Annotated in this window: 23 protein-coding genes; 9 read left to right on the forward strand and 14 right to left on the reverse strand. The window is 71.8% G+C overall.

Features of this window, described 5'->3' with window-relative positions; genetic code table 11:
• The first annotated feature begins 510 nt into the window (after positions 1 to 510).
• Complete coding sequence (serB, locus tag OHS33_RS08240) at positions 511 to 1710, forward strand: phosphoserine phosphatase SerB (protein WP_330329715.1); 1200 nt, start codon at positions 511 to 513, stop codon at positions 1708 to 1710.
• A gap of 92 nt (positions 1711 to 1802) precedes the next feature.
• On the opposite strand, the gene OHS33_RS08245 is transcribed toward serB, so the two are convergent.
• The 4 genes from OHS33_RS08245 to OHS33_RS08260 form a co-directional block, all read right to left on the reverse strand.
• Entirely contained in the window at positions 1803 to 2324 is a 522-nt protein-coding gene (locus OHS33_RS08245) for a SixA phosphatase family protein (RefSeq protein ID WP_330329716.1), read from the reverse strand.
• 84 nt (positions 2325 to 2408) lie between these two features.
• Positions 2409 to 2645 (reverse strand): hypothetical protein, encoded by a 237-nt coding sequence (locus OHS33_RS08250; RefSeq protein ID WP_330329717.1) that lies wholly within the window; start codon positions 2643 to 2645, stop codon positions 2409 to 2411.
• 164 nt (positions 2646 to 2809) lie between these two features.
• Positions 2810 to 2926 carry an SGM_5486 family transporter-associated protein gene (locus OHS33_RS08255; protein ID WP_283451924.1) on the reverse strand — a complete coding sequence of 39 codons (117 nt, stop codon included), beginning with the start codon at positions 2924 to 2926 and terminating at the stop codon, positions 2810 to 2812.
• 5 nt (positions 2927 to 2931) lie between these two features.
• Complete coding sequence (locus OHS33_RS08260) at positions 2932 to 4257, reverse strand: CynX/NimT family MFS transporter (RefSeq protein ID WP_330329718.1); 1326 nt, start codon at positions 4255 to 4257, stop codon at positions 2932 to 2934.
• Between the two features lie 117 nt (positions 4258 to 4374).
• Here OHS33_RS08260 and OHS33_RS08265 point away from each other — a divergent pair, with 117 nt between their 5' ends.
• Complete coding sequence (locus OHS33_RS08265) at positions 4375 to 5046, forward strand: FadR/GntR family transcriptional regulator (protein WP_330329719.1); 672 nt, start codon at positions 4375 to 4377, stop codon at positions 5044 to 5046.
• Between the two features lie 57 nt (positions 5047 to 5103).
• On the opposite strand, the gene OHS33_RS39820 is transcribed toward OHS33_RS08265, so the two are convergent.
• The 3 genes from OHS33_RS39820 to fabG form a co-directional block, all read right to left on the reverse strand.
• The gene (locus tag OHS33_RS39820; protein ID WP_443065261.1) at positions 5104 to 5670 is read right to left on the reverse strand and encodes a hypothetical protein; all 567 of its coding nucleotides are present in this window, start codon (positions 5668 to 5670) and stop codon (positions 5104 to 5106) included.
• Between the two features lie 233 nt (positions 5671 to 5903).
• Positions 5904 to 6674, reverse strand: a complete 771-nt coding sequence (gene fabI / locus OHS33_RS08275) for an enoyl-ACP reductase FabI (RefSeq protein WP_330329720.1) — start codon at positions 6672 to 6674, stop codon at positions 5904 to 5906.
• A gap of 5 nt (positions 6675 to 6679) precedes the next feature.
• Positions 6680 to 7399, reverse strand: a complete 720-nt coding sequence (fabG, locus tag OHS33_RS08280) for a 3-oxoacyl-[acyl-carrier-protein] reductase (RefSeq protein ID WP_330329721.1) — start codon at positions 7397 to 7399, stop codon at positions 6680 to 6682.
• A gap of 146 nt (positions 7400 to 7545) precedes the next feature.
• Between fabG and OHS33_RS08285 the strand changes: the two genes are divergently transcribed.
• The 3 genes from OHS33_RS08285 to tyrS all read left to right on the forward strand — a co-directional run bounded on the left by OHS33_RS08285 (position 7546) and on the right by tyrS (position 11826).
• Positions 7546 to 9108, forward strand: coding sequence for a TldD/PmbA family protein (locus OHS33_RS08285; RefSeq protein WP_443065262.1), 1563 nt, complete (start codon positions 7546 to 7548; stop codon positions 9106 to 9108).
• Complete coding sequence (locus tag OHS33_RS08290; protein ID WP_330329723.1) at positions 9108 to 10499, forward strand: metallopeptidase TldD-related protein; 1392 nt, start codon at positions 9108 to 9110, stop codon at positions 10497 to 10499. The genes OHS33_RS08285 and OHS33_RS08290 overlap by 1 nt, the downstream gene beginning before the upstream one ends.
• Positions 10500 to 10560: 61 nt before the next feature.
• Positions 10561 to 11826, forward strand: a complete 1266-nt coding sequence (gene tyrS / locus OHS33_RS08295) for a tyrosine--tRNA ligase (protein WP_330329724.1) — start codon at positions 10561 to 10563, stop codon at positions 11824 to 11826.
• A gap of 110 nt (positions 11827 to 11936) precedes the next feature.
• Here tyrS and OHS33_RS08300 read toward each other — a convergent pair whose 3' ends face one another.
• Positions 11937 to 12215 (reverse strand): GlsB/YeaQ/YmgE family stress response membrane protein, encoded by a 279-nt coding sequence (locus OHS33_RS08300; protein ID WP_330329725.1) that lies wholly within the window; start codon positions 12213 to 12215, stop codon positions 11937 to 11939.
• A gap of 177 nt (positions 12216 to 12392) precedes the next feature.
• Here OHS33_RS08300 and OHS33_RS08305 point away from each other — a divergent pair, with 177 nt between their 5' ends.
• A complete protein-coding gene (locus OHS33_RS08305) occupies positions 12393 to 12725 on the forward strand; it encodes a DUF3099 domain-containing protein (protein ID WP_443065263.1) in 333 nt (110 codons plus the stop codon).
• A gap of 147 nt (positions 12726 to 12872) precedes the next feature.
• Complete coding sequence (locus OHS33_RS08310; RefSeq protein ID WP_330329727.1) at positions 12873 to 13136, forward strand: hypothetical protein; 264 nt, start codon at positions 12873 to 12875, stop codon at positions 13134 to 13136.
• Positions 13137 to 13177: 41 nt separating this feature from the next.
• On the opposite strand, the gene moaA is transcribed toward OHS33_RS08310, so the two are convergent.
• The 3 genes from moaA to OHS33_RS08325 all read right to left on the reverse strand — a co-directional run bounded on the left by moaA (position 13178) and on the right by OHS33_RS08325 (position 16369).
• Complete coding sequence (gene moaA, locus OHS33_RS08315) at positions 13178 to 14167, reverse strand: GTP 3',8-cyclase MoaA (RefSeq protein ID WP_330329728.1); 990 nt, start codon at positions 14165 to 14167, stop codon at positions 13178 to 13180.
• Positions 14168 to 14360: 193 nt separating this feature from the next.
• On the reverse strand, positions 14361 to 15989 hold the full coding sequence (locus OHS33_RS08320) for a solute symporter family protein (protein ID WP_330329729.1): 1629 nt from the start codon (positions 15987 to 15989) through the stop codon (positions 14361 to 14363).
• Positions 15986 to 16369 (reverse strand): DUF485 domain-containing protein, encoded by a 384-nt coding sequence (locus OHS33_RS08325; RefSeq protein WP_330329730.1) that lies wholly within the window; start codon positions 16367 to 16369, stop codon positions 15986 to 15988. Before OHS33_RS08325 ends, OHS33_RS08320 begins: the two co-directional genes overlap by 4 nt.
• A gap of 287 nt (positions 16370 to 16656) precedes the next feature.
• Between OHS33_RS08325 and OHS33_RS08330 the strand changes: the two genes are divergently transcribed.
• Positions 16657 to 18189 carry a S8 family peptidase gene (locus tag OHS33_RS08330; RefSeq protein WP_330329731.1) on the forward strand — a complete coding sequence of 511 codons (1533 nt, stop codon included), beginning with the start codon at positions 16657 to 16659 and terminating at the stop codon, positions 18187 to 18189.
• A gap of 66 nt (positions 18190 to 18255) precedes the next feature.
• On the opposite strand, the gene OHS33_RS08335 is transcribed toward OHS33_RS08330, so the two are convergent.
• The 3 genes from OHS33_RS08335 to OHS33_RS08345 are packed head-to-tail and all read right to left on the reverse strand — an operon-like array spanning position 18256 to position 20940.
• Entirely contained in the window at positions 18256 to 19299 is a 1044-nt protein-coding gene (locus tag OHS33_RS08335; protein ID WP_330329732.1) for a zinc-dependent alcohol dehydrogenase family protein, read from the reverse strand.
• A 55-nt stretch (positions 19300 to 19354) separates the two neighbouring features.
• Entirely contained in the window at positions 19355 to 20014 is a 660-nt protein-coding gene (locus OHS33_RS08340) for a lysoplasmalogenase (RefSeq protein ID WP_330329733.1), read from the reverse strand.
• On the reverse strand, positions 20011 to 20940 hold the full coding sequence (locus OHS33_RS08345; RefSeq protein ID WP_330329734.1) for a sterol desaturase family protein: 930 nt from the start codon (positions 20938 to 20940) through the stop codon (positions 20011 to 20013). Before OHS33_RS08345 ends, OHS33_RS08340 begins: the two co-directional genes overlap by 4 nt.
• 112 nt (positions 20941 to 21052) lie before the next feature.
• On the opposite strand from OHS33_RS08345, the gene OHS33_RS08350 reads away from it, so the two are divergent.
• Positions 21053 to 24163: an NACHT domain-containing protein gene (locus OHS33_RS08350; protein ID WP_443065264.1), complete on the forward strand. Its 3111-nt coding sequence runs from the start codon at positions 21053 to 21055 to the stop codon at positions 24161 to 24163.
• Positions 24164 to 24171 lie beyond the last annotated feature (8 nt).

Consider the following 24171-nt stretch of genomic DNA (forward strand, 5'->3'; position numbering starts at 1 on the left):
ATCCCCCTGACGTCAGGGAGTCTAGGGATGGCGAACATCCGGGGGAACTATTTCAGGCCCGGGGCCACAAGGGGAATCCGGGCCGGGCCAAAACCGTCTACACGGCTGTAGCGCCCGCCTGCGGAGGCCCGTTGACGGGGTCGGAAATCCGCCCGAGAGTGACAGGACCCCACATAGGGGACAGAAATCTGGGGGGGCCACCGGATGCGCTGGGGCGAGGCGGCCCTGTCCGCGGCAGGGGCCGCAGGCGCGCTCCCGGCCCGCCGGGTCCGGCCGGGACGGGGACACGCAGGAGTGTCCCCGCAGGACGAGCGGTCACCACTGGCCGCATTCCCCGACCGGCCCGCGGCCGCGAGCCGAGGAGACACTCGTGCGGGGCACCGGCCCGGCCGGACCCCGCCCGCCCCGGGCCCACCCCCTCCCCCACACCCACCGCGCCGAGCGACACCGCGTCCGCTGGGCGGGACGGGGGGTCACCCGTGCGACGAGGGAAGATACGGTGAGGTCACCATGAGCGCTTCGCAGACCTCCGACGTCCCCACCCTCCTCGTCAAGATCTTCGGCAAGGACCGTCCCGGGATCACCGCCGGGCTGTTCGACACCCTCGCCGCCTACTCCGTCGATGTCGTCGACATCGAACAGGTCGTCACCCGTGGCCGCATCGTCCTGTGCGCCCTCGTCACCAAGCCCGAGGTGGGCGGCGAGGGCGAGCTGCGGGCCACCGTGCACAGCTGGGCCGAGTCGCTCAAGCTGCAGGCCGAGATCATCTCCGGTACGGGCGACAACCGCCCGCGCGGCAGCGGCCGTTCCCACGTCACCGTCCTCGGCAACCCGCTGACCTCGGAGGCCACGGCGGCCATCGCCGCCCGGATCACCGCGATCGGCGGCAACATCGACCGTATCTTCCGGCTCGCCAAGTACCCCGTGACCGCCGTCGAATTCGCCGTCTCCGGCACCGAGACCGAGCCGCTGCGCACCTCGCTGGCCCTGGCCGCCAAGCACATCGGGGTGGACGTGGCCGTCGTCTCGGCCGGCCTGCACCGCCGGGCGCAGCGCCTGGTCGTGATGGACGTGGACTCGACCCTCATCCAGGACGAGGTGATCGAGCTCTTCGCCGCGCACGCGGGCTGCGAGGACAAGGTCGCCGCGGTCACCGAGCAGGCGATGCGCGGTGAGCTGGACTTCGAGCAGTCGCTGCACGCCCGGGTGGCGCTGCTGGCCGGGCTCGACGCCTCGGTCGTGGACAAGGTCCGCGCGGAGGTCCGGCTCACCCCGGGCGCCCGCACCCTGATCCGCACCCTGAAGCGGCTGGGCTACCAGGTGGGCGTGGTCTCCGGCGGGTTCACCCAGGTGACCGACGACCTGCGCGAGCGCCTCGGCCTGGACTTCGCCGCCGCGAACACGCTGGAGATCGAGGACGGCAAGCTGACCGGCCGGGTCACCGGCGAGATCGTGGACCGCGCGGGCAAGGCGCGGCTGCTGCGCCGCTTCGCCGCGGAGGCCGGGGTGCCGCTGGCCCAGACGGTGGCCATCGGTGACGGCGCGAACGACCTGGACATGCTGAACGCGGCCGGGCTGGGCGTGGCCTTCTGTGCGAAGCCGGTGGTCCGGGAGGCCGCGCACACCGCGGTGAACGTGCCGTTCCTCGACGCGGTGCTCTACCTGCTCGGGATCACCCGGGAAGAGGTCGAGGCCGCCGACCTGGCGTGAGCACTCCGCTCCCCCGCAACGACGGCGACGGGCCCCGGCACCATGCCGGGGCCCGTCGCGTCGTAGGAAGTACGGGAGTACGGAGGTACGGGTCAGTGGTCCTTGGGCGTCCAGAAGTCCAGCAGCGTGCCGACGCCCAGTTCCAGGGACTTCCACGAGCCGGTGAAGGAGACCACGGCCAGGGCGGCGGTCGGGAAGCCGGTGCGGGCCATCCGGGTGCGGGTGTCGCCTTCGGAGCGGCCGGCGAGGCCGTCGGCGAGGGCGTGCATGCCGGGGTTGTGCCCGATGACGAGGAGGTCGGCGACCTCGTCGGGGGTCTCGTTGAGCAGGGCGATGAGTTCGCCGAGGGAGGCCTCGTACAGCCGGTCCTCGTAGAGGGTCTTCGGCCGGTGCGGCAGGGCGTGGACGGCGAGCTTCCAGGTCTCGCGGGTCCGGGCGGCGGTGGAACAGAGGGCCAGGTCGAAGGCGATGCCGGTCTCGGCCAGCTTCAGGCCGACGGCGGGCGCGTCGGCGCGGCCGCGCTCGGCCAGCGGACGGTCGTGGTCGGTGCCGTCCGACCACTCGGCCTTGGCGTGCCGGAGGAGGACGATCCTGCGGGGTGATTCGGCGCTCATGGCTCCCAGCTTCGCATGAAATGAGCCACGGGGCGCAGGGTGTTGGGCGCATCACCCGTGCGGGGTGCGGGGCCCCCGGCGCGGTCAGCCGACGACGCGCAGGATCTGCTGGGTGACCTGGGCGAGGGGCGAGCTGTGGGCCGGAGCGGCCTGGGCTTCGCCGGATCCGGCGAGGAGCAGCAGCAGGAGGCCGAAGGCGAGCGCGGGCAGGGCCAGCACCCACCAGTGCAGGCGCGCGTCCGCGACGCCGCCGGTGCCGCGGTGGGCGGGGCGGACGGGACGGACGGGACGGACCGGACGGGTGTACAGGGGGGCCGACATGACCGCCTCCGGGGTGCTGGGGTGTTCGGCCGGGAGTGGCTCGCTCCCTTCGAATCTATGGATCCGAAGGCGCGCTTCCCATCCGGGGCACACCCCACTTCACCCTGAGCCTGACCCCCTAGGGGGTGGTGGGGTTATCCCCACCACCGCCCCGGGGTACGGGCTCAGCGGGAGGCGATGCTCGCGATGATGGCGATGATCACGGTCACGCCGAGCATCGCGCCGAGCACGACGCCGAGCTTCTTGTGGCCGTTCTGGGGGTTCGGTTCGAGGACTGGCATGCCGGTCAGTCTCGCATGCCGCATTCGTCCTCGATCGTGCGGTCCCGGCCCGCGAGGACGCCGAGGATGAGCTGGGGCACGGTCAGGCAGGCCATCACGGCCAGCGGCAGGTCCCAGCCGCCGCTGTGCTGGTAGAGGGTGCCGATGACGAGCGGTCCGGGGATGGAGATGAGGTAGCCGGTGCTCTGGGCGAAGGCGGAGAGCTTGACGACTCCGGCCGGGGACTTGGCGCGCAGTCCGATCATCGTGATGACGAGCGGGAAGGCGCAGTTGGAGACGCCGAGCAGGAGGGCCCAGGCCCAGGCTCCGGCGGCGGGGGCGAGGTAGAGCCCGAGGTATCCGGCGATGCCGAAGAGGCAGAGGGTGACGGCGATGGGGCCCTGGTTCTTCATCCGCCCGGCGAGGCGCGGGATGACGAAGGCCAGCGGTACGCCCATGACCATGGTGACGGCGAGCAGGACGCCCGCGGTGCCCGCCGAGACCCCGGCGTCGCGGAAGATCTGCGGGAGCCAGCCCATGGTGACGTAGGCGCTGGTGGCCTGGAGGCCGAAGTAGCAGCCCAGGGCCCAGGCGGTGCGGCTGCGCAGGACGCCGGGGCCGGCGTCGGGCCGGGCCGCGGGGGCGGCCTCGGCAGTGGCCGGTGCGGCCCGCAGCGCCCGCTTCTCGCGGCGGGCGGCCGCGGCGATGGCCAGCCAGGGCAGTACGGCGAGGAGCGCGAGCAGGGCCCAGACGAGCAGCCCGGTGCGCCAGTTGCCGCCGAGGGCGTCGGTCATCGGCACGGTGGCGGCGGCGGCCAGCGAGGTGCCGGCGGCCAGGGCCATGGAGTACAGGCCGGTCATGGTGCCGACCCGGTCGGGGAAGTACCGCTTCACGATGACGGGCAGCAGCACGTTGGTGAGCGCTATGCCCGCGAGGGAGAGGGCGCTGGCGGCGAGGAACCCGGCGGCGTTGGAGGCGAAGGGGCGGATCAGCAGGCCGGCCGCGACGGCGGCCATGCCCGCGCAGACGACGGCGGCCGGGCCGAAGCGGCGGGAGAGCCGGGGCGCGGTGACGCCGAAGACGGCGAAGCAGAGGGCGGGGACGGAGGTGATGAGTCCGGCGACCGTGCCGCTCATGCCGAGGCCGGTGCGGGTCTCCTCGAAGAGCGCGCCGAGGCTGGTGATGGCGGGCCGCAGGTTGAGGGCGGCCAGCACGATTCCGACGAGGAGCACCGGGCCGAGCCAGGTGGGGGCGGGCGCGACGGCGGGTTCCGGGGCCGTCGGGTGGATCTGCTCGGGGGCCGTGCGCGCGGCCGTGGGCCGGTTCAGGGTCTGGATTTCTTCGTCGGACATTGAACCATCATAGAATCATGGGATGATTGGTTGTCCACCCCGGTCATCTCACACGATGGTTTCCGGCCACGGGCTCCACTCACTCCACCCGCTGCACCGACTTCCCGAGAGGGCACCATGCCGCTGACGTCTCCCCGCCGCTCGGCGCTCGTCGACCAGGTGATCGCCCAGCTGCGCAACCAGATCACCTCCGGTGAGTGGCCGGTGGGCTCGCGCATCCCCACCGAGCCGGAGCTGGTGGAGCTGCTCGGGGTGGCGCGCAACACGGTGCGCGAGGCGGTGCGGGCGCTCGCGCACAACGGGCTCCTCGACATCCGCCAGGGCTCGGGGACGTACGTCCTCGCGACGAGCGAGCTGGCCGGGGTGATGCACCGGCGCTTCGCGGGGGCCGACCCCCGGCACATCGCGGAGCTGCGCTCGACCCTGGAGTCCTCGGCGGCCCGGCTGGCGGCGGAGCGGCGGACCGAGCGGGACCTGGCCCAGCTGGACGCGCTGCTGGCGCGCCGGGAGCAGGCCTGGGCGAGCGGGGACGCGGAGCTGTTCGTGGCGGCGGACGTGAGCCTGCACATGGCGGTGGTGACGGCCTCGCACAACGAGGTGCTGATCGAGCTGTACGCCGACCTGGGCGACCTGGTGGCGGACTGGCTGCGCGGGGACGTGGGCACCGAGCTGGCGCCCGAATCGCATCTGGACCACGGGCGGCTGATCGAGGCGATCCGGCGCGGGGACGCGGACACGGCGGCCTCCGAGGCCGCGGGCTACCCGTTCGTCTGCCTGGGCCGCGGCTGAGCCGCCCCTTCCCGCCGGTTCCCCTCCCGCCGGTTCCTCTCCCACCGCTTCCGCGGACTACTGGCGGTGGTGGCTGACCCAGGCCGAGCGGACTTCCTTCCAGCAGCGGCCGCTCAGCTCCGCCCGGCCCGCCGGGCCGATGGCGAGCGGGGCGCCGTCCCCGTCCACGTCCCACCAGCGGTCGCACTCGACGTGCAGCCGGACCAGGTCGGTCTCCGGGAAGCGGTTGTGGCAGTAGGCCTTGACCTGGGAGCCCTCGATGCGGGTGGCACAGTCGGCGCCGAACAGCTCCTCGGGGGTGCGCGCGGTGCGCACCGGGGGTTCGACGGCCAGGTCGGCCACGTTCACGGTGGCCGCGTCCGGCGCCGCCCGGCGGCCCGCCGGATCCGCGGGGCCGACCGGGGCACCCCGCCCCCCGGCTCCGGAGCCCGCGGCCCCGGAATCCGCACCCGTGCCCATGCCCGTACCCGTACCCGCGAACGCATCGCCGCCCATGGCGGCGGCCGCCGCCGTGACCGGGTCGGCCGAACCGGTCCGAGAAGCGGCCGTGGCCGGGATAAGGAGGCCGGTCAGGACGACCGAGGTGACCAGCAGCGTTACCGCCCGGCTCCGCCTCGTGCGCACTCCGTACCTCCTCCCCGTCCCGCTCGGGAAGATCCCGGCTCGGTCAGTTTGCAGGCATATGTCCGCCTTTTCGACTCGGGAAGATCCCGTCGGACGGCGTACATCCGATCGAAGAACCCGCTTCCCGGGCCGCGGACCGCGCCCTGACCACGCAAAACGGCGGCGGCCGCGCCCCCCGGAAAGGGGAGCGCGGCCGCCGCCGTACGGACGCGGTGCGGGTGTGGCCGGAAGGGTCAGGCACCCATCGCGTGCAGGCCGCCGTCCACGTGGACGATCTCGCCGGTGGTCTTCGGGAACCAGTCCGACAGCAGGGCCACGATGGCCTTGCCGGTCGGCTCCGGGTCGCTCATGTCCCACTCCAGCATCGAACGGGTGTTCCAGACGTCGGCCAGGTCCGAGAAGCCCGGGATGGACTTCGCGGCCATCGAGCCGAGCGGACCGGCCGAGACCAGGTTGCAGCGGATGTTCTCCTTGCCCAGGTCACGGGCGAGGTAGCGGCTGGTGGCCTCCAGCGCGGCCTTGGCCGGGCCCATCCAGTCGTACTGCGGCCAGGCGAACTGCGCGTCGAAGGTGAGGCCGACGATGGCCGCGCCCTCCGCCGGGAACAGCGGCTTGCAGGCCATGGCGAGGGACTTCAGCGAGAACGCCGAGACGTGCATCGCGGTGGCGACCGACTCGAACGGCGTGTTCAGGAAGTTGCCGCCGAGGGCGTCCTGCGGGGCGAAACCGATCGAGTGGAGGACGCCGTCGAGGCCGCCGAACTCGTCGCGGACGAGGCCTTCGAGGCGGGCCAGGTGCTCATCGTTGGTGACGTCGAGCTCGATCACCTTGACCGGCTTGGGCAGCTTCTTGGCGATGCGCTCGGTCAGCGTCGGGCGCGGCCACGCGGTGAGGATGACCTCGGCGCCCTGCTCCTGGGCCAGCCGGGCGGCGTGGAAGGCGATGGACGACTCCATCAGCACCCCGGTGATGAGGATGCGCTTGCCGTCGAGAATTCCACTCATGGTGATCAGTGACCCATGCCCAATCCGCCGTCAACGGGAATGACGGCTCCAGTGATGTACGCGGCGTCGTCCGAGGCGAGGAAGCTCACGGCCGCCGCGATCTCCTCGGGCTGCGCGTAGCGGCCCAGGGGGACCTGCGCGACGATGCCGGCGCGCTGTTCGTCGGTGAGCACCTTCGTCATGTCGGTGTCCACGAAGCCGGGGGCCACCACGTTGAAGGTGATGTTGCGGGAGCCCAGTTCGCGGGCGAGGGAGCGGGCGAAGCCGACCAGTGCCGCCTTGGAGGCGGCGTAATTGGCCTGGCCCGCCGAACCGAGCAGGCCGACGACCGAGGAGATCAGGACGACGCGGCCCTTCTTGGCGCGCAGCATGCCGCGGTTGGCCCGCTTCACCACACGGAAGGTGCCGGTGAGGTTGGTGTCCACGACGGAGGCGAAGTCCTCCTCGGACATCCGCATCAGCAGCGTGTCCTTGGTGATGCCCGCGTTGGCCACGAGCACCTCGACGGCGCCGTGCTTGTCCTCGATCTCCTTGTAGGCCTGCTCCACCTGCTCCGAGTCGGTGATGTCGCAGCGGACCGCCAGGACGCCCAGCTCCGCCAGGACCTCCGGCGGCTCGCCGGAGCGGTATGTGATGGCGACCTTGTCGCCGGCCTCGGCGAAGGCTCGGGCGATGGCGAGGCCGATGCCCCGGTTTCCTCCGGTGACGAGAACCGAGCGGCTCAACGGATCACCCTTTCGCTAGCAGTCTGGATACCTGAAAACCTATCGGTCGCAGGTGGTTTCCAAAGAATCGGGCTCCCACAGGGCCTCGGGACGGGGTCTGTCGAGTCCCTACAGAAAGCGGTAGGCACCGGGGGCCCCGGCGCGACATGATCGTGGCAACCGATCCACACCACGGGAGGACATCCGTGCCCCATTCCATCGACGCGGCCTTCGCCGCGCTGCCCTTGCGGGCGCTGGCCGACGCGGCCCTCGCCCGGGCCCGCGCGCTGGGCTCCGACCACGCGGACTTCCGGCTGGAGCGGATCCGCAGCGCCAGCTGGCGCCAGCGGGACGCCAGGCCGTCGGGCGGATCCGACACCACCGACCTCGGCTACGCGGTCCGGGTCGTGCACGGGGGCAGCTGGGGGTTCGCCTCCGGCGTGGACCTCACGATGGACGGCGCCGCCAAGGTGGCCTCGCAGGCCGTGGCCATGGCGCAGCTCTCGGCCAAGGTGATCAAGGCGGCCGGTTCCGACGAGCGGGTGGAACTCGCCGACGAGCCGGTGCACGAGGACCGGACCTGGGTCTCGGCCTACGAGGTGAACCCCTTCGAGGTCGCGGACGAGGAGAAGGCGGCGCTGCTCGCCGACTTCAGCGCCCGGCTGCTGCGCGCCGACGGCGTGGCGCACGTCGACGCCTCGCTGCTCGCCGTGCACGAGAACAAGTTCTACGCCGATACGGCCGGGACGGTCACCACGCAGCAGCGGGTCCGGATCCATCCGGAGCTCACCGCGGTGGCCGTGGACGGCACGACCGGCGAGTTCGACTCCATGCGGACGATCGCCCCGCCGGCCGGGCGCGGCTGGGAGTACCTGACGGGCACCGGCTGGGACTGGGACTCCGAGCTGGAGCGGATCCCGGAGCTGCTGGCCGAGAAGATGCGCGCGCCGAGCGTGCGCGCCGGGCGCTACGACCTGGTGGTCGACCCGTCGAACCTGTGGCTGACCATCCACGAGTCCATCGGCCACGCCACCGAGCTGGACCGGGCGCTGGGCTACGAGGCGGCGTACGCGGGGACTTCCTTCGCCACCTTCGACCAGCTGAACAAACTGACCTACGGCTCCTCGGTCATGAACGTGACGGGTGACCGCACCGCGCCCCACGGGCTGGCCACGATCGGCTACGACGACGAGGGCGTCGAGGCGCAGAGCTGGGACCTGGTCAAGGACGGCACCCTGGTCGGCTACCAGCTGGACCGGCGGATCGCGAAGCTGACCGGGCTGGGCCGCTCCAACGGCTGCGCCTACGCGGACTCCCCCGGGCACGTGCCGGTGCAGCGGATGGCGAACGTGTCGCTCCAGCCGGATCCGGGCGGGCTCTCCACCGAGGACCTGATCGGCGGGGTGGAACGCGGGATCTACGTGGTGGGCGACCGGTCCTGGTCGATCGACATGCAGCGCTACAACTTCCAGTTCACCGGGCAGCGGTTCTTCCGGATCGAGAACGGCAAGCTGGCCGGGCAGCTGCGCGATGTCGCCTACCAGGCCACGACCACCGATTTCTGGGGCTCCATGGAGAAGGTCGGCGGTCCGCAGACCTACGTCCTGGGCGGCGCCTTCAACTGCGGCAAGGCCCAGCCGGGCCAGGTCGCGGCCGTCTCGCACGGCTGCCCCTCCGCGCTGTTCCGCGACGTGAACATCCTCAACACCACGCAGGAGGCCGGACGCTGATGCGGATCCGTACCAAGCCCCACGAGATCGTCGAGCGCGCGCTGGAGCTGTCCACCGCCGACGGCTGCGTCGTCATCGCCGACGAGGAATCGAGCGCCAACCTGCGCTGGGCGGGCAACGCCCTGACCACGAACGGCGTCACCCGCGGCCGCACCCTCACCGTCATCGCCACGGTGAACGGCAAGGAGGGCACGGCCTCGGGGGTCGTCTCGCGCTCCGCCGTCACCGCCGAGGAACTGGAGCCGCTGGTGCGGGCGGCCGAGGCGGCGGCCCGCGGCGCGGGCCCGGCCGAGGACGCCCAGCCGCTGGTGACCGGCACCCCGGCCTCCCCCGGCTTCACCGACGGGCCGGCCGAGACCTCCTCGGCGGTCTTCACCGACTTCGCCCCGGCCCTGGGCGAGGCCTTCGCCCGGGCCCGCGCGGGCGGCCGCGAGCTGTACGGCTTCGCCCACCACACGATGGTCTCGACCTACGTCGGCACCTCGACGGGCCTGCGGCTGCGGCACGACCAGCCCACCGGCACCCTGGAGGTGAACGCGAAGTCCCCGGACCGGAGCCGTTCCGCCTGGGCCGGCCGCTACACCCGGGACTTCAAGGACGTCGACCCGACCGCGCTGGACGCGGAACTCGCCGTACGCCTCGGCTGGGCCGAGCGGAAGATCGATCTGCCCGCCGGGCGGTACGAGACCATCCTCCCGCCCACCGCCGTGGCGGACCTGCTGATCTACCAGATGTGGTCGGCGGCGGCCCGGGACGCGGCGGAGGGGCGCACCGTCTTCTCCAAGCCCGGTGGCGGCACCCGGGTCGGCGAGCGGCTCTCCGGGCTGCCGCTGACCCTGCGCAGCGACCCGGCCGCGCCGGGCCTGGAGTCCGCGCCGTTCGTGATCGCCCACAGCTCGGGCGACGACGCCTCGGCCTTCGACAACGGCCTGCCGGTGCCCGCGACCGAGTGGATCAGCGGGGGCGAGCTGGCCCGGCTGACCACGACCCGGCACAGCGCGGCCCTGACCGGGCTGCCGACGGCGCCGGGCTTCGGGAACCTGATCCTGGACGCGGGCGGCGAGAAGTCCCTGGAGGAGATGGTCGCCGCCACCGAGCGCGGCCTGCTGCTGACCTGCCTCTGGTACATCCGGGAGGTGGATCCGGCGACGCTGCTGCTCACCGGGCTGACCCGGGACGGGGTCTACCTGGTGGAGAACGGGCAGGTCGTGGGCGCGGTCAACAACTTCCGGTTCAACGAGTCGCCGGTGGACCTGCTCTCGCGGGCCAGCGAGGCGGGGCGGACCGAGAAGACCCTGCCGCGCGAGTGGAACGACTACTTCACCCGGACCGCGATGCCCGCGCTGCGGATCCCGGACTTCAACATGAGCTCGGTCAGCCAGGGAGTCTGACCCACCTAGACTGAACGAAACAATCAGAACGCTGATGCACCAGGCAGGGAGACACGGAACCGTGACGGACATCGTCGACGAACTGAAGTGGCGCGGGCTCTTCGCCCAGTCCACCGACGAAGAAGCGCTGAGCAAGGCGTTCGCGGACGGTCCGGTCACCTTCTATTGCGGTTTCGACCCGACCGCGGCCTCGCTGCACGTGGGACACCTGGTGCAGGTGCTGACCGTACGCAGGCTCCAGCTAGCCGGTCACCGGCCGCTGGCGCTGGTCGGCGGGGCCACCGGTCAGATCGGTGACCCCCGCCCCACGGCCGAGCGCACCCTGAACGACCCCGAGACGGTCGCGAACTGGGTGAACCGGCTGCGCACGCAGATCGAGCCGTTCCTGTCCTTCGAGGGCGAGAACGCCGCGGTCATGGTGAACAACCTGGACTGGACGGCGGGCCTGTCCGCCATCGAGTTCCTGCGGGACATCGGCAAGCACTTCCGCGTCAACAAGATGCTGACGAAGGACTCGGTCGCCCGGCGGCTGGAGTCCGACCAGGGCATCAGCTACACCGAGTTCAGCTACCAGCTGCTCCAGGGCATGGACTTCCTGGAGCTGTACCGGCGCTACGGCTGCACCCTCCAGCAGGGCGGCTCCGACCAGTGGGGCAACCTCACGGCCGGTCTCGACCTGATCCACCGGCTGGAGCCGGACGCGCACGTCCACGCGCTGGCCACGCCGCTGATGGTGAAGGCGGACGGGACCAAGTTCGGCAAGTCCGAGAGCGGCGCCGTCTGGCTCGACCCGGAGATGACCACGCCGTACGCGTTCTACCAGTTCTGGCTGAACGTGGACGACCGCGACATCTCCACGTACATGCGGATCCTTTCCTTCCGGACCCGTGCGGAGCTGGAGGAGCTGGAGGCGCAGACCGCCGAGCGGCCGCAGGCGCGCGCCGCGCAGCGCGCGCTGGCCGAGGAGCTGACGACCCTGGTGCACGGCGCGGACCAGTGCGCCGGTGTGATCGCCGCGTCGAAGGCGCTGTTCGGGCAGGGCGAGCTGACGGACCTGGACGAGGCCACGCTCGCCGCGGCCCTGTCCGAACTGCCGCACGCCAAGGTCGCCGGACTGGCGCAGGTCGTCGACCTGCTCGTGGAGACCGGTCTGGTCGCGAGCAAGTCGGCCGGCCGGCGCACGGTCAAGGAGGGCGGGGCGTACGTGAACAACGTCAAGGTCACCGCGGAGGACGCGGTGCCCGACGGGGCGGACCTGCTGCACGGGCGCTGGCTCGTGCTGCGCCGCGGCAAGAAGAACCTGGCCGCGGTCGAGGTCACGGGCTGACCGTCACGGGCTGACCGCTCGTACGACGGCTTGAGGTGACACGGCGGAGGGGCCGGTACGGACGCGATGTCCGGCCGGCCCCTCCGTCATGACCCGGTGGCCGCCGCCGCTCAGGTCACCTGCCGCTTGTTGCCCCGGACCGCCATGTAGATCATGTCGCCGAGCCCGACCACCACGACGGCTCCGGCCAGTTGGAGCAGATGGCGGACCCAGTCGATGCCCCGGGTGTCGTGCACACCGATCCAGCCCGCGACGGCGTTGCCGAGGACGCCGCCGATGATGCCGAAGACGGTGGTCAGCCAGAGGGGCTGGTGCTGCTTGCCGGGCAGGATCGCCCGGGCTATGAGGCCCAGCACGAACCCGACGATGATCGCCCACAACCAATGCATGTCGCCTCCTCGTGGCGCGATGTGCGCATGTCAGCCCAGTCTCGGGCCGGTCCCACCGGCCCGCATGTCGGGTGACTCCATTCGGGCGATACCCGCCCTCCCCCACGCGAAGGGGGCCGCGTACGGTGGAAGGGTCCGGACCGGGGAGTGTCCGGCGGGCGGATCGGGTGGTGGAACGTGCTGCGGAAGAAGCGGAACGGAGCCGAGGTCTTCCGGATCACCGGGGCGCGCAAGGGCCTCGCGGAAGACGTGCGGGGCCGGGAGCGCCGGTATGTGATTTCGATGGGGATCAGGACGGTGTCGGTCATCCTGACCGTGATCCTGTGGAACGTGGAACGGCCTGTGGCGATCGTGACGCTGGTGCTGGGCGCCCTGCTGCCGTACGTCGCCGTGGTCATCGCGAACGCGGGGCGCGAGTCGGCGCCCTCGCTGCCCTCGCACTTCATCCCCGCACCTGTGCACCCCGCACTGGAGCCGGGAAACCTCAAGAAAAGCTCAGATCAATCATGAAGTTCCGGTGCACCGCACCGGGTCCTGCGTGACATACTGCCTACGCGCTCCGCATCCCCCGTCGGAGCGACGGACCGACGCCGGGCAGCTCCCCCCGTGGCTGCTCGGCGTCGCCCTTCCGTTCACATGGTTTGTAGGGTTGAGGCTGTGAACTCCCCTGATGCCTCCCCCAGCGCCTCCCCCTCGAACGAAACCCCCCTCTGCTCCGGCAAGGGCTGCCGCGACGCCGCCGTGTGGGTCCTGGCGTGGAACAACCCGAAGCTGCACACTCCGGAGCGGCTCAAGACCTGGCTCTCCTGCGAGGAGCACCGGGAGCACCTGACCCAGTTCCTGAGCATCCGCGGATTCCTCAAGGACGTCGTGAAGCTCGACGAGTGGGTACAGCCGGAGGGCTCGGAACGGCCGTCCTGACGACGCCGTTCCGAGCCCTCCGTCCGCCTGTGTGCCGGCCGTCAGCCGCCGATCGCCGACATGGGGCGGTCGGGCTGGAGGAAGGAGGGGTCGTCGAGGCCGGAACCGGCCTTCTTGCCCCACATCGCCACCTTCCACAGCCGGGCGATCTCCTCGTCCGGGGCGCCCGAGCGCAGCGCGGCCCGCAGGTCCGACTCCTCGGTGGCGAACAGGCACGTACGGACCTGGCCGTCGGCGGTGAGCCGGGTGCGGTCGCAGGCGCCGCAGAACGGCCGGGTGACGGAGGCGATGACGCCGACGGTGGCCGGGCCGCCGTCGACGACCCAGCGCTCGGCCGGGGCGGAGCCGCGTTCGTCGGCGCCCTCCTCGGTGAGCGTGAAGCGGGTGCGCAGGGACGCGAGGATGTCACCGGCGGTGATCATGCCGTCGCGCTTCCAGCCGTGCTGGGCGTCGAGCGGCATCTGCTCGATGAAGCGCAGTTCGTACGCGTTCTCCACGGCCCAGGCGAGCAGGTCGGGGGCCTCGTCGTCGTTCAGTCCGGGCATCAGGACGGCATTGACCTTGACCGGGGTGAGCCCGGCCTCGCGGGCCGCGGCCATGCCCTCGATGACGTCCTTGTGCCGGTCGCGGCGGGTGAGGGTCTTGAAGACCTCGGGCCGCAGGGTGTCGAGTGAAACGTTCACTCGGTCCAGGCCGGCGGCCTTGAGGGCGGCGGCGGTGCGCTTGAGGCCGATGCCGTTGGTGGTGAGGGACATCCGGGGGCGCGGCTCCAGGGCCGCGCACTGCTCGACGATCCCGACGATGCCGGGGCGGAGCAGCGGTTCCCCGCCGGTGAAGCGGACCTCGGTGATGCCGAGGCTGGTGACGGCTATGCGGATCAGCCGGACGATCTCGTCGTCGGTGAGCAGGTCCGGCTTGCCGAGCCACTGCAGTCCCTCTTCGGGCATGCAGTACGTGCACCGCAGGTTGCACCGGTCGGTGAGTGAGACGCGCAGGTCAGTAGCCACGCGGCCGAAGGTGTCGATGAGCACTGTGGGCCCCCTCCCCTGTCCGGTTTTATAGAGGTTCGCTCTGCATTGGATGGGTGCAAGCGTTGTCTTCGAGCCTACGCGACACCCGTGCCCCGTAGGGCTGCCCAAAGGAACGAGACGCGGCGTGGCCGTGTCGTAGGGAACTACGACACGGCCACGCTGGGTGTTCGGTCCATCTCACGTGATCACGGGGTCAGTGTGCGCCCGTGCCGGTGAGGGACCGTACCTCCAGCTCCGCGAACTTTTCCGCGTCGGCGGGCTCCTTGGACAGCAGGGTGCCGAGCCAGCCGAGGAGGAAGCCGAGCGGGATGGAGATCAGGCCCGGGTTCTCCATCGGGAACCAGTAGAAGTCGGCGTTCTTGAACATCGAGGTGGGCTTTCCGGACACGACCGGGGAGAACAGCACCAGGACGACCGACGAGATCAGGCCACCGTAGATGGACCACAGCGCGCCCTGGGTGGTGAAGCGCTTCCAGAAGAGGCTGTAGAGGATCGTCGGGAGGTTGGCGGAGGCCGCGACCGCGAAGGCGAGGGCGACCAGGCCGGCCACGTTCATGTCGCGGGCGAAGGCGCCGAGCAGGATGGCGGCCGCTCCGATGAAGACCGTGGACCAGCGGGCGGCCTTCATCTCCTCCTGCTCCGTGGCCTTCCCCTTGCGGATCACGTTCGCGTAGATGTCGTGCGCAAAGGACGAGGAGGAGGCGAGGGTGAGGCCCGCGACCACGGCGAGGATGGTGGCGAAGGCGACCGCCGAGATGACGGCGAGCAGCACCGCGCCGCCGGTGGTGCCGACGCCGCCGCCCAGGTACTCGGCGAGCTGCGGGGCGGCCGCGTTGCCCGCCGGGTTCTTCGCCTTGATCTCCTTCGGTCCGATGAGGGCCGCCGCGCCGAAGCCCAGCGCGATCGTCATCAGGTAGAAGGCGCCGATGATGCCGATGGCCCAGTTCACGGACTTACGGGCGGCCTTCGCGGTGGGCACGGTGTAGAAGCGGATCAGGATGTGCGGCAGGCCCGCGGTGCCGAGGACCAGGGCGAGGCCGAGCGAGATGAAGTCCAGCTTGGAGGTGCCGGTCGCGCCGTACTTCAGCCCGGGCTCCAGGAACTTGCCGCCCTTGCCGCTCTTCTCCGCGGCGGTGCCGAGCAGGTCGGAGATGTTGAAGTGGAACTTCAGCAGCACCAGGAAGGTCATGAGCAGCGCGCCCGCGATGAGCAGCACGGCCTTGACCATCTGCACCCAGGTGGTGCCCTTCATGCCGCCGACCGTGACGTACACGATCATCAGGACGCCGACCAGCGCGACGATGAGGATCTTGCCCGCGTCGCTGGTGATGCCGAGGAGCAGGGAGACCAGGACGCCCGCTCCCGCCATCTGCGCGAGCAGGTAGAAGATCGAGACGACGATGGTGGAGGCGCCCGCGGCGGTGCGCACCGGGCGCTGGCGCATCCGGAAGGCGAGCACGTCGCCCATCGTGTAGCGGCCGGCGTTGCGCAGCGGCTCGGCGACCAGGAGCAGGGCCACCAGCCAGGCGACGAGGAAGCCGATGGAGTAGAGGAAGCCGTCGTAGCCGAAGAGCGCGATGGCTCCGGCGATGCCGAGGAAGGACGCGGCGGACATGTAGTCGCCGGAGACCGCGAGCCCGTTCTGGAAGGCGGTGAACTGGCGGCCGCCCGCATAGAAGTCGGAGGCGCTCTTGGTCTGGCGTCCGGCCCAGACGGTGATGCCGAGGGTCGCGGCGACGAAGACCGCGAAGAGGGTGATGATCAGCGGCCGGTGCTCGGTGGTCGAGCCGACGGCGAGCTGGATCACGGCGTGGCTGCTCATGCGTCGGCCTCCATGCGGGACTTGATGGCCTCGGCCTTGGGGTCGAGCTTCGCCGAGGCGTGCCGCGAGTAGAACCAGGCGATGAGGAAGGTGCTGAGGAACTGGGCGAGGCCGAAGACCAGGGCGACGTTGACGTTGCCGAAGAGCTTGGTCCCCATGAAGCCGCCCGCGTAGTTCGACAGGAACACGAACAGCAGGTACCAGGCGATGAAGCCGATGGTGAGCGGGAAGGCGAAGGAGCGGTGGGAGCGGCGCAGGGCGGCGAACTCGGCGCTCTGCTGCACCTGGACGAACGCCTGGGCCGTGGGGCCCGCCGGGCTCGGGAAGCCGGCCGGTCCGGGATCCGCGCCGTCGGGGGGCGGCGCTGTCTGCGAGGTCACGGGCGGCTCTCCTTGGGACGTGTGCGCGGTGGGGACGACGGACAAGACGACCTCCATGAGGGGGGTGGTGGTGCCGAGCCCCCCTGTCAACGGCACGGCCGGCGCGTCGGGACGGTTCAACACCCGCTGAATCTTCGGAGAGTGGGCTTCCGGATCGGTTTCCCGGGGGACTGATTTGTCGAACTGATGGCGCGGAGCAGAACACCGGCGCTAGCTTCACCTGTCATGAACCCGTCGTGACGCAATCCGCGTCACGACGGCTTTTTCACGGATGATGTGGAGAACCCATGGCTCATCTGGGAACCGCCCGCCGGCGCGCGCTCGCCGTGCCGGTCGGCCTGGTGCTCACGGCATCGCTCGCCTTCCTCCCGTCGGTCGCGGCCTCCGCCGCGCCGCTGGAGCAGGCGGCCGCGGCCACGCCCGCCACCACCGGACCGGACCTGTCGTATGTGGTGAACCTGACCACCTACGCCTCGGCCAAGGAGGGGCAGAAGGCCGTCGAGCGGGCCGGTGGCACGGTGGTGACGGCCTATGAGCAGATCGGGGTCGTCGTCGCGCACTCCCAGAACCCCGACTTCGCCAAGACGCTGCGGGCCCAGCGCGGTCTCGTGGTCTCGGCGGGCGCCACCCGTACGGCCCCGCTCAAGGCGGTGCAGACCGACGAGGAGGGCACCACCCAGAAGCTCAGCGCGGCGGACGCCGCCAAGGCGGCGGCGGCAGCGGCGCCGGGCGAGGAACCGCTGGAGCCCAACCAGTGGGACCTGCGGGCGATCAAGGCCGACCAGGCTCACAAGATCAACGATGGCAGCCCGGACGTCACGGTGGGCGTCATCGACACGGGTGTGGACGACACCCACCCCGATCTGGCGGCCAACTTCTCCAAGGGACAGTCCGCCAACTGTGTCGGCGGCACCGCCGACACCACCGACGGCGCCTGGCGCCCGTACGCCGACGGCAGCGACCACGGCACCCACGTGGCCGGGACCATCGCGGCCGCCCGCAACGGCATCGGCATCACCGGAGTGGCCCCCGGGGTGAAGGTCGCCGCGATCAAGGTGGCCGAGCCCGGCACCAACCTGTTCTTCGCCGAGGCGGTCATCTGCGGGTTCGTGTTCGCCGCCGACCACCACATCGCGGTGACGAACAACAGCTATTACATGGACCCCTGGTACTTCAACTGCACGACGGACGACGACCAGAAGGCACTGGTCGAGTCCCTCACCCGGGCGAGCCGCTACGCCGAGCGCAAGGGCACCCTGACCGTGGCCGCGGCGGGCAACGAGAACTGGGACCTGGCCGCGCCCTCGATCCTGGACGGGACCAGCCCCGACGACGCGACCCCCGTGCCGCGCACCGTCGACCCCAAGGCCTGCCCCTCCCTGCCCGCGCAGCTGCCGGGCGTGGTCACGGTGACGGCCACCGGTGACCAGGGCCTGCGCTCGTACTACTCCAGCTACGGGCTGGGCGTGGCCGATGTGACCGCGCCGGGCGGCGACAAGTGGCAGATCCCGGCCACCCCGGACGCCAACGGGCGGGTCCTGTCGACCCTGCCGGGCGGCGGCTACGGCTACAAGCAGGGCACCTCGATGGCGACCCCGCACGTGGTGGGCGTCCTCGCGCTGCTCAAGAGCAGGCACCCGTGGGCCTCGCCGGCGCAGCTCCAGGCGCTGCTGAAGGTGCAGGCGGACAAGAAGGCCTGCCCGGAGAAGATCTACGACGCGACCGGCGCCCTCGTGGACGCGGCCACCTGCACCAGCAAGTGGGGCCAGACGAGTTACTACGGCGCGGGCATGGTCAACGCCCTCGACGCGGTGAAGTAGCCGAGCCGAACGAAGGAGGGGCCGGGCGGGAAGGTTCCCGCCCGGCCCCTCCCCGTTCCAGGTCCGTCAGGCCTTGATCATGACCTTGAGGGCGCTGCGGTCGTCCATCGCGCGGTAGCCGTCCGGCACCTCGTCCAGGGCCACGGTCCGGTCGAAGACGGGCGCCGGGTCGATCGTGCCGTTCAGCACGTCCGCCAGCAGCTCCGGGATGTAGGCGCGGACCGGGGCCACACCGCCGCGCAGGGTGATGTTCCGGTCGAACATGACCCCGAGGTCCAGGCCCGTACCGCTGCCGTGCGGCACGCCGACGTAGCCGATGGCCCCGCCGTCGCGGGTGATGTTCACGGCGGTCCGCATGGACTGCTCGGTGCCGACCGCCTCGATGACCGCGTGCGCGCCCTGGCCGCCGGTCAGCTCCCGCACGGCCGCCTCGGCGGCCTCGCCGCGCTCGGCCACCACGTCGGTGGCGCCGAAGAGCTTCGCGATGTCGGTACGGGCCGTGTGGCGGCCGAGCGCGATGATCCGCTCGGCGCCGAGCCGCTTGGCGGCCAGGACGCCGCACAGGCCGACCGCGCCGTCGCCGACGACGGCGACCGTGGAGCCCTTGCGGACGCCCGCGCCCAGGGCCGCGTGGTGGCCGGTGCCCATGACGTCGGAGAGCGCGAGGAGCCCGGTGAGCAGGTGCTCGTCGGAGGCGGCCGCGGCGGGCAGCTTCACCAGGGTGCCGTCGGCGTACGGGACGCGGACGGCCTCGCCCTGGCCGCCGTCGAAGCCGACCGAGCCCCAGAAGCCGCCGTGCACGCAGGAGGTGTGCAGGCCCTCGACGCAGTAGTCGCAGGTGCCGTCGGACCACATGAAGGGGGCCACGACGAGGTCGCCCGCGCGCAGGCCGGAGACCGCGGAGCCGGTCTCCTCGACGATGCCGAGGAACTCGTGCCCGATGCGCTGGCCCGGCTGGCGCTTGGCCTCGCCGCGGTAGGCCCACAGGTCGCTGCCGCAGATACAGGCGCGCAGCACGCGCACGACGGCGTCTTCGGGCCGCTGGACCGCTGCGTCGGGCACCTCCTCCACGCGGATGTCGTGCGGGGCATGGATGACGGTGGCGCGCATGGTGCGGTCCTTCTGTGGCTTCAGGGGAGCGGGGTGGTGGTACCGGTCGGATAGTTCAGACCGGTACTACTTCCCTACGGTACGCCCGGTCGGCGGCGAGGGCCCCCTCGGCCAGCAGGCACTGGGCCGCAGCGTAGGTCGCCATGATCCAGAAGTCGGGCCGGGGCGGCTGCGGCCACTCGGCGACCCCGGTGGCGATCAGCGTGTCGGAGAGCAGGAACAGCGCCCCGCCGAGCCCGGCCCGGCGCCCCAGCGCCCCGGACCGCCAGGCCATCGCGGTCAGCAGCAGGCTGTATCCGGCGACCGGGATCCGCAGGCCCTCCGGGAGGTCCCCCCAGAGCAGCGACACGGTCCCCACGAGCGCGAGGCCGTACGCCGCCCCGGCGAGCGGGGAGGCCGTACGCCGCCCGAAGAGCACCAGGTAGCAGATGTGCCCGGCGGCGAAGGAGCCCATGCCGACGAGGAAGGCGGGGGCGGCGTCGGAGAGCAGCGCGAGGTCCCCGCCCCACCCGAAGAGCAGCGCGGCGAACAGCGCCCGGGGCGCGCCGCGGGTGAGGACGTGGGCGATGAGCAGGGGCATCAGCAGGGGCTTGAAGATCAGGTGCCCGGTGTGCCAGCCGGCGAGCAGGGACCCGAGGTCGGCGGCGGTGGCGACGGCGAAGCAGACGAGGGCGGCCGGGCCGAGGGCGGCGGGGCCGGTGCGCGGGGCGCTCACGCGGCGGGCTCGGCGGAGGCGGGCGCGGCCGTCGGGGCGGAGGACGCGGGCGCGGAAGCGGCGGCCGGGGCGGTGACAGCGGTGGGAGCGGCCGCCGGTTCCGGCTGCCAGCCCGGGCCGCGGAAGACCCGCCCGGCGCGCTCGCGCCAGCTGGTGGCGGCCCGTACGTCCCGGGCGATGGCGGCGTACTCGTGCGTGGCCACCCGCAGCGGGTTGTAGGTCGCGATGTTCTTGGTGAGGCCGAATGCGGGGCGCTCGGTCTCCCCCACCCAGGAACCGAAGATCCGGTCCCAGACGATCAGGATCCCGGCGAAGTTGCGGTCGAGGTAGCCGCCCTGCGAGGCGTGGTGGACGCGGTGGTGGGAGGGGGTGTTGAAGACATACTCGACGGGCCGGGGCAGCTTGTCGATGCGCTCGGTGTGGATCCAGAACTGGTAGACGAGGTTGACGGAGTAGCAGAAGGCGACGGCGGCCGGGTGCACGCCGAGGGCGATCATCGGCAGGTAGAACGGCCAGGAGGTCCAGCTGGTCCAGGGCTGGCGCAGCGCGGTGGTGAGGTTGAACTTGCGGCTGCTGTGGTGCACCACGTGGCAGGCCCACAGGACGCGGATGACGTGGTGGCCGCGGTGCTGCCAGTAGTACAGGAAGTCCTGCGCGAGCAGCATGAGCGGCAGGGTCCACCACAGGACGGGGACGCGCAGCGGGGTCAGCTCGTAGACCGCGGCGTAGATCAGGGCGATCGGGATCTTCCACGCGAAGTCGAAGGCGAGGCTGCCGATCCCCATGCCGAGGCTGGTGACGGCGTCCTTGGTCTCGTACCCGGCGGCGTCCTCGTCGGGATGGAGCCGGTAGCTCACCAGCTCGACCACGGTGAGCAGCACGAAGGCAGGTATGGACCACAGCACGACATCGGGCAGGTTCGGCATGCCCGCACCATAGAGGCGCGTTCCGCCGGCCGCTAGATGTTGTTACCGATCGGTATCCATCGGTGTTACCGGCGGTACCGGAGATACTGTCCGACCGGGGCGGGGAGGCCATGTGAGCGGGTTAGAGGCGGTTCTGTTCAAAGTCGCGGGCACGGCGGTCGGAGCGCTCGTGAAATCGCTCCTGGCGCAGGCGCCGGGGGCGGGCACCACCGGCGGTCCGGCCCGCCCGGCGCCGCGCTGGCGCCGCCCGGAGGAACTGGGCGAGGCGGAACTGGCCCACCTCACCACCACCCTCGCCGAGCGCCTGCACACCCCCGGCGCCCGGCTCCCCGCGCACGAGCGGCTGGCCGCGCTGGACGCCGTACGCGACGCCTTCGGCGGACTCGGCCCGCTGGACCCGGACGCCCTCTTCGCCCTCGACCTCGACCCGGTCCGGCTCGCCGCCGCCCTGCCCGGACCGCCGCCGTACCTCGGCGACGCCGCGCGGGCGCTCTACGGGGAGCTGCTCGACCTCTGCTGCCGCCACGCGGTCGAGTACATGACCACCCTGCCCTCCTTCGCCGCCCGCGCCGACCTGGAGCTGATCCGGCGCGCGGGCGGCCTCGGGCGCGCCCTGGAATCCGTACGGGACCGGCTCGGGCCCGCGCCCGGATCAGTGACGGCCGACTTCGAGGAGCGGTACGCGGCCTACCTCGCGACGGCGCACGGCCGCCTGGAGCTGTACGGGCTGACCTTCAGCCAGGCCCGCCAGGAATGGCCGCTGGACCTGGCCTACATCAGCCTCTCGGTCAGCGGCGACCAGCCGTACGAGGAGCTGGGACGGCAGGCCGTGACCACCGTCGAGACGGCCCTGAGCACCAGCGGGCGGGTGCTGCTGCGCGGACCGGCGGGATCCGGCAAGAGCACCCTGGTGCAGTGGCTGGCGCTGAACGCGGCGCGCCGCAGCTTCGGCCCGGAACTGCGCGAACTCAACACCCACGTCCCCTTCGTGCTGCGGCTGCGCTCCTTCACCTCCCGGGACGCGCTCCCGATGCCGGAGGAGTTCCTGCGCGCCTGCGGGGTCCCCGTCCACGGGGAGGCGCCGCCCGGATGGGCCAGCTCGGTGCTGCGCGCCGGACGGGCCCTGGTCCTGATCGACGGGGTCGACGAGGTCCCGCAGCGGCTGCGCAACCGCACCGAGGCCTGGATCTGGTCGTTGATCGACGCCTACCCCGAGTCCCGCTTCATCGTCACCACCCGCCCCTCCGCCGTCCGCGACGACTGGCTCTCGGGCCACGCCTTCACCCCGATGACCCTGCTGCCCATGGAACGCGCCGACATCCAGGCGTTCCTGACGCACTGGCACGACGCGGCGCGCGCCGAATGCGCCTCCGTCGAGGGCCGGGCCGAACTGGACCGCTACGAGGCATCCCTCGGCCAGGCCGTGCGCCTGCGCCGGGACCTCGGCCGGCTCGCCACCAACCCGCTGATGTGCGCACTGCTGTGCGCGCTCAACCGGGACCGGCACATGCACCTGCCGCGCGCCCGCAAGGAGTTGTACGACGCCGCGCTCGACATGCTGCTCGTCCGGCGGGACAGCGAGCGGGAGATCATCGGCGTCGAGGGGGTCTACCTCACCCGGGACGAACAGACCCTGCTGCTCCAGCGGCTCGCCTACTGGCTGATCCGCAACGGCCAGGTCGAGGCGGACTGCGACGAGGCCGTGGAGATGGTCGACGAGTGGCTGGACGCCATGCCGCAGGCCCGCGCCCAGGGCAGCGCCCGGCAGGTCTTCCGGCACCTGCTGATCCGCAGCGGGCTGCTGCGCGAACCGGTCCCGGGCTCGGTGCACTTCGTCCACCGCACCTTCCGCGACTACCTGGGCGCCAAGGCGGCCGTCGAGGCCCGGGACTTCGGCGTCCTGGTCCGCAACGCGCACGAGGACGACTGGTACGACGTCATCCGGATGGCGGTCGGCCACGCCCGGCCCGACGAACGGGCCCGGATCCTCCTGCAGTTGCTGCGCCGGGCCGACCGGGTCAAACGGGACCGCAGCAGACTCGTGCTGCTCGCCGCGGCCTGCCTGGAGCACGCCCCGGAGCTGGATCCGGAGGTGTGGCGGGAGGTGGAGACCCGCACCGCCCACCTGCTGCCGCCCCATTCGGTGCGCCAGGCCGAGGAGCTGGCCAAGGCCGGTGAGCTGGTCCTGGAGCTGCTGCCGGAGCCCGCCGACCTCACCGAGGACGAGGCGGCCGCGACGATCCGCACCGCCGCGCTGGTCGGCGGGGACCGGGCGCTCCAGGTGATCGCCGGGTTCCGGCGGGACGACCGCTTCGAGGTGAGCCACGAGATCTGCGGATCGTGGAGCCTGTTCCCCACCGACGACTTCGCGGACGCGGTGCTCGCCGACGCCCCCGTCCGCACGGCGCACCTGCACATCAGCACCCCCGGTCAGCTGGCCGCCTTCGACCGGCTCCCGCACATCCGGCGCGTGCACCTCACCTGGGACCAGGGGGTGCCCCCGGCGCTCACCCGGCGCCGGGACCTGGAATGGCTGGTCCTCCAGCGCAACCCCGGGCTGACCGGCCTGGCGGAGCTGACGGACCTCCCGGCCCTGCGCCACCTGGGGGTCTACGACTGCCCGAACCTCACCGACATCGAGGCGGTCGCCGAACTCCCGGCGGACAGCCTCGCCTTCGGGTACCTGCGCGACGGCCTCCCGCTCGCCCCACTGGCCGGGGTCCCCGGGCTGCGCTCGCTGGTGATCGGGTACGAGCCCCAGGAGCGGCGGATCGGGGACGTCCCGGCCGCCGGAACCCTGACCTCGCTGTCCCTGTGGCAGGGGGCGCGCGGGCTGACCCTCGACGGGATCGACCGCTGGCCGGGGGTGGAGAGCCTGACCATCGCCGGGCCCTGGCAGTACCGGCAGCTGGTCGACCGCCAGCCGCTCGGGGGCCTGCGGAGCCTGCAGATCCGGCACACCGGGCCGGTGTCGGTCGGCGCCCTCGTGCCCTACCGGTGGCTGACCGAACTGCACCTGTCCCGGTGCGGGATCGAGGGGACGCTGGAGGCCGTGGCCGAATTCCCGGCGCTGCGGCGGCTGGTGCTGACCGAGTGCTCCGGCGTGGTCGACCTCGCCCCGCTCGCCGCCCTGGACGGGCTGACCGTCGAGGTGGACCGGCGGACCAGCTTCACCGGGGCGGACCGGGTCCCGCCCGAGCGGCTCAAGTACATCGGCACCTGAGCCGCCGA

Source organism: Streptomyces sp. NBC_00536, assembly GCF_036346295.1.
Classification (GTDB): Bacteria; Actinomycetota; Actinomycetes; order Streptomycetales; family Streptomycetaceae; genus Streptomyces.

What these genes read in the sequence shown, in the direction of transcription:
- serB (WP_330329715.1), top strand. Translation starts at nt 511, where the DNA reads ATGAGCGCTTCGCAGACCTCCGACGTCCCCACCCTCCTCGTCAAGATC.
- OHS33_RS08245 (WP_330329716.1), bottom strand. Translation starts at nt 2,324, where the DNA reads ATGAGCGCCGAATCACCCCGCAGGATCGTCCTCCTCCGGCACGCCAAG.
- OHS33_RS08250 (WP_330329717.1), bottom strand. Translation starts at nt 2,645, where the DNA reads ATGTCGGCCCCCCTGTACACCCGTCCGGTCCGTCCCGTCCGTCCCGTC.
- OHS33_RS08255 (WP_283451924.1), bottom strand. Translation starts at nt 2,926, where the DNA reads ATGCCAGTCCTCGAACCGAACCCCCAGAACGGCCACAAGAAGCTCGGC.
- OHS33_RS08260 (WP_330329718.1), bottom strand. Translation starts at nt 4,257, where the DNA reads ATGTCCGACGAAGAAATCCAGACCCTGAACCGGCCCACGGCCGCGCGC.
- OHS33_RS08265 (WP_330329719.1), top strand. Translation starts at nt 4,375, where the DNA reads ATGCCGCTGACGTCTCCCCGCCGCTCGGCGCTCGTCGACCAGGTGATC.
- fabI (WP_330329720.1), bottom strand. Translation starts at nt 6,674, where the DNA reads ATGAGTGGAATTCTCGACGGCAAGCGCATCCTCATCACCGGGGTGCTG.
- OHS33_RS08285 (WP_443065262.1), top strand. Translation starts at nt 7,546, where the DNA reads ATGATCGTGGCAACCGATCCACACCACGGGAGGACATCCGTGCCCCAT.
- OHS33_RS08290 (WP_330329723.1), top strand. Translation starts at nt 9,108, where the DNA reads ATGCGGATCCGTACCAAGCCCCACGAGATCGTCGAGCGCGCGCTGGAG.
- OHS33_RS08300 (WP_330329725.1), bottom strand. Translation starts at nt 12,215, where the DNA reads ATGCATTGGTTGTGGGCGATCATCGTCGGGTTCGTGCTGGGCCTCATA.
- OHS33_RS08320 (WP_330329729.1), bottom strand. Translation starts at nt 15,989, where the DNA reads ATGAGCAGCCACGCCGTGATCCAGCTCGCCGTCGGCTCGACCACCGAG.
- OHS33_RS08330 (WP_330329731.1), top strand. Translation starts at nt 16,657, where the DNA reads ATGGCTCATCTGGGAACCGCCCGCCGGCGCGCGCTCGCCGTGCCGGTC.
- OHS33_RS08335 (WP_330329732.1), bottom strand. Translation starts at nt 19,299, where the DNA reads ATGCGCGCCACCGTCATCCATGCCCCGCACGACATCCGCGTGGAGGAG.
- OHS33_RS08345 (WP_330329734.1), bottom strand. Translation starts at nt 20,940, where the DNA reads ATGCCGAACCTGCCCGATGTCGTGCTGTGGTCCATACCTGCCTTCGTG.